The following is a 6613-nucleotide window of genomic DNA, read 5'->3' as shown; positions in this document are numbered from 1 at the left end:
CCGCACCGCCGAACGCACGGTCCGCGTCCCAGCGGGTCGCGTCCGCCTAGCGCGATCCGCTGGGACGCGGACCGTGCGTTCGGCGGTGCGGGGGCGCGTGGGGAGGGCGGCTCGTCGCCGGCGAGACGGGCGCGGAAGGCTCGGTGCTCGGGCCGAGACGGGCGCGGACCGGCTCTCGAATAGACTGGCCCCTGCCATCAGCGGCGCCCTCGGGGGCCGCACGCAACGAGATTTCCGAGGGAGCACCGTGTCCGGGCATTCCAAGTGGGCCACGACCAAGCACCAGAAGGCGATCAAGGACTCGCGCCGCGCGAAGTCCTTCGCCAAGCTGATCAAGAACATCGAGGTGGCCGCCAAGATCGGCGGCGCCGACCTCTCCGGCAACCCGACGCTCGTCGACGCCGTGCAGAAGGCGAAGAAGACCTCGGTGCCGAACGACAACATCGACCGCGCGATCAAGCGCGGCGCCGGCCTCACCGGCGAGGTCATCGACTACACGACGATCATGTACGAGGCCTACGGCCCCAACGGCATCGCCCTGCTCGTCGAGTGCCTCACCGACAACAAGAACCGCGCCGCGGCGGACGTCCGCACCGCGATGACCCGCAACGGCGGCACCATGGCCGACCCGGGCAGCGTCGCCTACAACTTCGCACGCAAGGGCGTCATCTCCGTGCCCCACGGAGAGAGCGTCACCGAGGACGACGTGCTCGGCGCGGTCCTCGACTTCGGCGTCGACGACGTGCTCGACCACGGCGAGAGCTTCGAGGTCCGCGTCGAGCCGAGCGAGCTCGTCCCGGCCCGCTCGGCCCTGCAGGAGGCGGGCATCGACTACGACTCCGCCGACATCGAGTTCGTCGCCTCCCTCCAGGTCGAGGCCGACGCCGAGACGGCCCGCAAGGTCTTCCGCCTGATCGACGCGCTCGAGGACTCGGACGACGTGCAGAACGTCTACACCAACCTCGACATCACGGCCGAGGTGCGCGCCGAGCTCGAGAACGAGGAGTGACGCGGTGAGCCCGGCCCGATCCCGGAGGGCGGCCTGATGCGCGTCCTCGGGATCGACCCCGGGCTCACCCGCTGCGGCGTCGGCATCGTCGACGTCTCGCGCGACCGCCGCGCGACCCTCGTGCACGTGACGGTCCTCCGGACACCGCCCGATGACGCGCTGGAGCGCCGCCTGCTGGCCCTGGGCGACGGGCTCGAGGCGCTGCTCGACGAGCACCGCCCCGACGCCGTCGCGATCGAGCGGGTCTTCGCGCAGAACAACGTCAGCACCGTGATGGGCATCGCGCAGATCAGCGGCGTCGCCCTCGTCGCGGCGGCCCGGCGCGGGCTCCCGGTCGGGATGCACACGCCGAGCGAGGTGAAGGCCGCCGTCACCGGCTACGGAGCCGCGGACAAGCGCCAGGTCACCGCGATGATCCAGCGCGTCCTCCGGCTCGACGCCCCGCCGCGGCCGGCCGACGCGGCCGACGCTCTCGCCCTGGCCGTCTGCCACGCCTGGCGGGCCCCTCTCGCGCCCTACTCCGGGTCGGCGGGAGCCGGTGCCGACGGAGCGGCGGGCGGCACAGCAGCGCAGCGGGCGTGGCGCGCCGCCGAGGCCGCGAGTCGAACGCCTGTTCGAGCATCTAGACTGACGCGGTGATCTCCTCCCTCCGCGGCACCGTCCTCTCCGCCCGCGGGAGTCTCGCCGTCCTCGACGTCCACGGCGTCGGCTACGCGGTGAACGTGACCCCGCAGCACGCGCTCGAGATGCGCGTCGGCGACGAGACCACGGTCAGCACCGTGCTCGTCGTCCGCGAGGACTCGCTCACCCTCTACGGCTTCCCCGACGAGGAGCAGCTCGAGATCTTCGAGCTGCTGATCGGCGTGACCGGCGTCGGCCCGAAGTCCGCCCTCGGTGTGCTCGGCGCGGTCGAGCCGGACCGGATCGCGCAGGCGGTCGCCGACGAGGACGACGGGGTGTTCCGGAAGGTCAGCGGCATCGGCCCGAAGACGGCCAAGCTGATCATCCTGTCGCTCGCCGGCAAGGTGACCGTCCGTCCGCGCGCCGCCCGCGGCTCCGGTCCCGCCGCCACCGCCGCGCAGAACGTGCTCGCGGCGCTCGTCGGCCTGGGCTGGCCCGAGCGCACCGCGGCCGATGTGGTCGATGAGATCCTGCTCGACGCGCAGGCCTCCGACGCCGCGAACGTGCAGGCGCTGCTCCGGCTCGCCCTCGCCCGCCTCGGTCCGGCGGCCCGCTCGTGAGCGACGAGGTGCTGGGCGCCGAGGTCGCATCGGAGGCCGAGGTCGCCTTCGAGGGCGCCCTGCGGCCCAGGAACCTCAGCGAGTTCGTCGGCCAGCGCAAGGTGCGCGGCCAGCTCGAGCTGCTGCTCAAGGCCGCGGCCATGCAGGGCCGGACCCCGGACCACATCCTGCTGGCGGGCCCGCCCGGTCTCGGCAAGACGACCCTCGCGATGATCGTGGCGGAGGAGAGCTCCTCGCCCCTGCGGCTCTCCAGCGGCCCCGCGATCCAGCACGCGGGCGACCTCGCCGCCGTCCTCTCCTCGCTGCTGCCCGGCGAGATCCTCTTCATCGACGAGATCCACCGCATGGCGCGCTCCGCGGAGGAGATGCTCTACCTCGCGATGGAGGACTTCCGGATCGACATCATGGTCGGCAAGGGGGCGGGAGCGACGTCCGTCCCGCTGGATCTCGCCCCGTTCACGCTCGTCGGCGCCACGACCCGCTCCGGCCTGCTGCCCAATCCGCTCCGCGACCGCTTCGGCTTCACCGCGCACCTCGAGTTCTACGCGGAGGACGAGCTGCGGCAGGTGCTCGCCCGGGCGGCACGGCTGCTCGAGCTCGACATCGACGCGGACGCGATCGCCGAGATCGCCGGCCGCTGCCGAGGCACCCCGCGCATCGCCAACCGCCTGCTCCGGCGGGTGCGGGACTTCGCCCTGGTCCACGGCGGACGGGCCGACGTGACCGCCGTCCGCGCGGCGCTGGAGCTCTACGACGTCGACGCGCTCGGACTCGACCGGCTCGACCGCGCGGTGATGGAGATCGTGCTGACCCGCTTCGACGGCGGGCCGGTCGGCCTGAACACCCTCGCCGTGTCGGTGGGGGAGGAGGCGGAGACGGTCGAGGCCGTCGTCGAGCCGTTCCTCGTGCGGATCGGATTGCTGACCCGGACGCCGCGCGGCCGCGTGGCGACCCCCGCCGCCTACCGCCACTTCGGCATCGACCCCCGGGGGACGGCGGCTCAGCCGCCCCTGTTCCCCGATGATCTATGATTCTCTAGGCCCGACGGGCCGCTCGATCCGCTCCGCCTCGACCTGAGGCCGCGCGGCGGATCGCCCATCCACTCCGGAAGGCCCACCCATGGATCCGACGATCATCCTGCTCGTCCTGCTGCTCGCCGTGATGATCATCTTCATGTTCCGCAACAACAAGAAGCGCCAGCGCGACGCGGAGAGCATGAAGAACAACCTCCAGCCGGGGGTGGAGCTCATGACCGGCTCCGGCCTCTTCGGCACCGTCGTGTCGATCGACGACGAGGCGAACAAGATCGTCATCGAGTCGACCCCCGGCACGCTGCTGACCATCCACCGTCAGGCGATCGCCCGCCTCATCGACCCGAGCGAGAACGCCGTCGCCGTCGACACCGAGGACGAGGCCGACCCGCTGACCGCGACCGGCTCGCCCGAGTTCGGCGAGCGCGACTCCGCGCACCGCGACCCGCTGGTGGACCCGGTCGAGCGCGACCGCCGCCCCGGCGCGCAGTAGTCTCCTGGGCGGGCCGGGCGCATCGGCGCCCGCCCGCCCTTCTCCACGCCCGGGCGACCCCGGGCCGATCACCGTCGACCGAAGAGAAAGCTGAGCCCTGGGTGGCCGCATCAACCCCCGTCCGGAAGGCCCGCCGCTCCCTGAGCTGGCTCGGTGTCCTGATCCTCGCTCTCGTCGGACTCAACACGGCGGCCGTCCTCTGGGGCGGCGGCTCCTGGACGCCGAAGCTCGCCCTCGACCTCGAGGGCGGCACTCAGATCGTCCTGCAGCCGCAGCTGAACGACGGCGACACCGTCTCGTCGGAGCAGCTGACCCAGGCCGTCTCGATCATCCGCCAGCGCATCGACGCGTCCGGCGTCTCCGAGGCCGAGATCACGACCCAGGGCTCGAGCAACATCGTCGTCTCGATCCCGGGCACGCCCGACGACGAGACGCTCCAGCGCATCGAGGCCTCGGCGAAGCTCGACTTCCGCCCGGTCCTCGTCGCGAGCCAGGCCACCAACAGCTCGGTCGGCGGCGACGCGACGTCCTCGCCCACGCCGACGCCCGTCGATCCGTCGCTCGCGACGGAGCCGACCGCCTCGCCGACGAACGCGAGCGACCTCGCCTACCTCACGCCGGCGCTCGAGGCCCAGTACACCTCGTTCGACTGCGCGTTCCTCAACGGCCAGGACCCGAACCTCGCCCCGGCCGACCAGCCGCTCATCACCTGCGACGACAGCGGGACGGTGAAGTACGTCCTCGGCCCGGTGGAGATCACCGGCGAGGACATCTCGGACGCCTCGAACGGCCTGATGACGACCTCCTCCGGCGCCAGCACCGGCACCTGGGCCGTCAACCTCTCGTTCGACGACCAGGGCACGCAGGCCTTCGGCGCCACGACCTCGCGGCTCGTGGCGCTGCAGGGTGCGCAGAACCAATTCGCGATCGTCCTCGACGGCCGGGTCATCTCGGCCCCGTCGACGAACGCCGCCATCACCGACGGCAACGCGCAGATCTCGGGCTCCTTCACCCAGGAGTCGTCGAAGACGCTCGCCGACCAGCTCAAGTACGGCGCGCTGCCGATCGGCTTCCAGGTCCAGAGCTCGGACAGCATCTCGGCGACGCTCGGCTCCGCCCAGCTCGCCAGCGGCCTGCTCGCCGGCCTCATCGGCCTGATCCTCGTCATCGTCTACTCCATCGCGCAGTACCGCGTGCTCGGAGCCGTCACGATCGCCTCGCTGCTCGTCGCGGCGATCGTCACCTACCTCGTCGTCACGCTGCTGTCCTGGCGGGAGGGACTGCGCCTCTCGCTCGCAGGAGTCGCGGGTCTCATCGTCGCGATCGGCATCACGGCCGACTCGTTCATCGTGTACTTCGAGCGCATCCGCGACGAGCTCCGCGACGGACGCGGCCTCGAGTCCGCCGTCGAGTCCGGCTGGCGGCGCGCGCTGCGCACGATCTTCGCGTCCGACATGGTGAACCTGCTCGCCGCGGTGGTCCTCTTCCTCCTCGCCGTCGGCAGTGTCCGCGGCTTCGCGCTCACCCTCGGGATCACGACGATCATCGACCTGATCGTGGTGGCGCTGTTCACCCACCCGATCCTGCAGCTGATGGCCACGAGACCGTTCTTCGCCGAGGGGCACAAGGCGTCGGGCCTGGATCCCCGGGCGCTCGGAGCCGTCTACCGCGGCCGTGCCGCCTTCCGTCCGCAGGACCAGGTGGTCGCCGGCAAGCGCGCCTCCGCGTCCCGCGAGGCGGCCAAGCGCCAGACCATCGCCGAGCGGAAGGCCGCCGAGGCGGCCGGCCTGCGCGACTCCAACGACTCGAACGGGAAGGACGCGTGATGGCCAGCTTCTCGCAGTTCGGAAACGACCTCTACACCGGTGCGCGATCGATCGACTTCGTCGGCCGGCGCCGCACGTGGTACCTCGTCTCACTCGCCCTGATCCTGATCACGCTGCTCGGGACGGTCGCCCGCGGCGGCTTCAACTTCGGCATCGAGTTCACCGGCGGCTCGCAGTTCACGGTGTCCTCGCCGTCGAGCCTCGAGCAGGCGACGGCGACGGACGCGGTGACCTCGGTCGCTCCGGAGACCGTGCCGCGCGTGTCCATCGTCGGCGACGACTCCATCCGCGTGCAGACCGGCCAGCTCTCGACCGACGAGTCGACCGCGGTGCGGAACGCCCTGTCGGAGGCCTACGACGTGCCCACCGACCAGGTCGCCTCCTCCTTCATCGGAGCGGCGTGGGGCAACGACGTGACCCAGCAGGCCCTGCGCGGCCTGGTGATCTTCGTGGTCCTCGCGGCCCTGGCCATGTGGGCGTACTTCCGCACCTGGAAGATGTCGCTCGCGGCGATCGTCGCGCTCCTGCACGACCTCGTGATCGTGGCGGGCGTCTACGGCATCACCGGCACCGAGGTGTCGCCGGCGGCGGTGATCGGACTGCTGACGATCCTCGGCTACTCGCTCTACGACACGGTCGTGGTCTTCGACAAGATCCGCGAGAACACCGTGGAGGCGCTCGGCAGCACGACCCGCACCTTCTCCGAGACGGTGAACCTGGCCGAGAACCAGACTCTCGTGCGCTCCATCAACACCTCGATCGTCGCCGCACTCCCAGTGGCCGCGATCCTCGTGATCGGTGCGTTCGTCCTCGGCGCGGGCACGCTCCGCGACATCTCGCTCGCCCTGCTGATCGGCATCATCGTCGGCACGTACTCGACGATCTTCGTCGCGGCGCCGCTGTACGCCCAGCTGCGCAGCCGGGAGCCCGAGATCTCCAAGCACGACAAGCGCGTGGAGTCGGCCCGGGCGAAGGCGACCGCTCCGGCCGCGCCGGCCGTGCAGGGCTGAGCC

The 6613-nt window shown here is 71.5% G+C and carries 7 protein-coding genes; all 7 read left to right on the top strand.

The features are described from left to right. Positions 1-247 precede the first annotated feature (247 nt). A complete protein-coding gene (locus C5B92_RS14980; protein WP_104224772.1) occupies positions 248-1009 on the top strand; it encodes a YebC/PmpR family DNA-binding transcriptional regulator in 762 nt (253 codons plus the stop codon). A gap of 36 nt (positions 1010-1045) precedes the next feature. After that, positions 1046-1648 (top strand): crossover junction endodeoxyribonuclease RuvC, encoded by a 603-nt coding sequence (ruvC, locus tag C5B92_RS14975; RefSeq protein WP_104255393.1) that lies wholly within the window; start codon positions 1046-1048, stop codon positions 1646-1648. Then, positions 1645-2250: a Holliday junction branch migration protein RuvA gene (gene ruvA / locus C5B92_RS14970; protein WP_104225337.1), complete on the top strand. Its 606-nt coding sequence runs from the start codon at positions 1645-1647 to the stop codon at positions 2248-2250. The genes ruvC and ruvA overlap by 4 nt, the downstream gene beginning before the upstream one ends. Beyond that, the gene (gene ruvB / locus C5B92_RS14965) at positions 2247-3281 is read left to right on the top strand and encodes a Holliday junction branch migration DNA helicase RuvB (RefSeq protein WP_104224769.1); all 1035 of its coding nucleotides are present in this window, start codon (positions 2247-2249) and stop codon (positions 3279-3281) included. Before ruvA ends, ruvB begins: the two co-directional genes overlap by 4 nt. Positions 3282-3369: 88 nt before the next feature. Beyond that, a complete protein-coding gene (yajC, locus tag C5B92_RS14960; protein WP_104350535.1) occupies positions 3370-3774 on the top strand; it encodes a preprotein translocase subunit YajC in 405 nt (134 codons plus the stop codon). Between the two features lie 101 nt (positions 3775-3875). After that, positions 3876-5600, top strand: coding sequence for a protein translocase subunit SecD (secD, locus tag C5B92_RS14955; RefSeq protein ID WP_104255392.1), 1725 nt, complete (start codon positions 3876-3878; stop codon positions 5598-5600). Further along, positions 5600-6610 carry a protein translocase subunit SecF gene (gene secF, locus C5B92_RS14950; RefSeq protein WP_104233316.1) on the top strand — a complete coding sequence of 337 codons (1011 nt, stop codon included), beginning with the start codon at positions 5600-5602 and terminating at the stop codon, positions 6608-6610. The genes secD and secF overlap by 1 nt, the downstream gene beginning before the upstream one ends. Positions 6611-6613 lie beyond the last annotated feature (3 nt).

The sequence above is a fragment of the Rathayibacter sp. AY1A4 genome (assembly GCF_002930955.1).
GTDB lineage: Bacteria > Actinomycetota > Actinomycetes > Actinomycetales > Microbacteriaceae > Rathayibacter.
This window is presented reverse-complemented; position numbering and strand designations above follow the sequence as displayed.

Coding starts and splice junctions, on each gene's coding strand:
- ruvC (WP_104255393.1), top strand. CDS start 1,046: ATGCGCGTCCTCGGGATCGACCCCGGGCTCACCCGCTGCGGCGTCGGC.
- yajC (WP_104350535.1), top strand. CDS start 3,370: ATGGATCCGACGATCATCCTGCTCGTCCTGCTGCTCGCCGTGATGATC.
- secF (WP_104233316.1), top strand. CDS start 5,600: ATGGCCAGCTTCTCGCAGTTCGGAAACGACCTCTACACCGGTGCGCGA.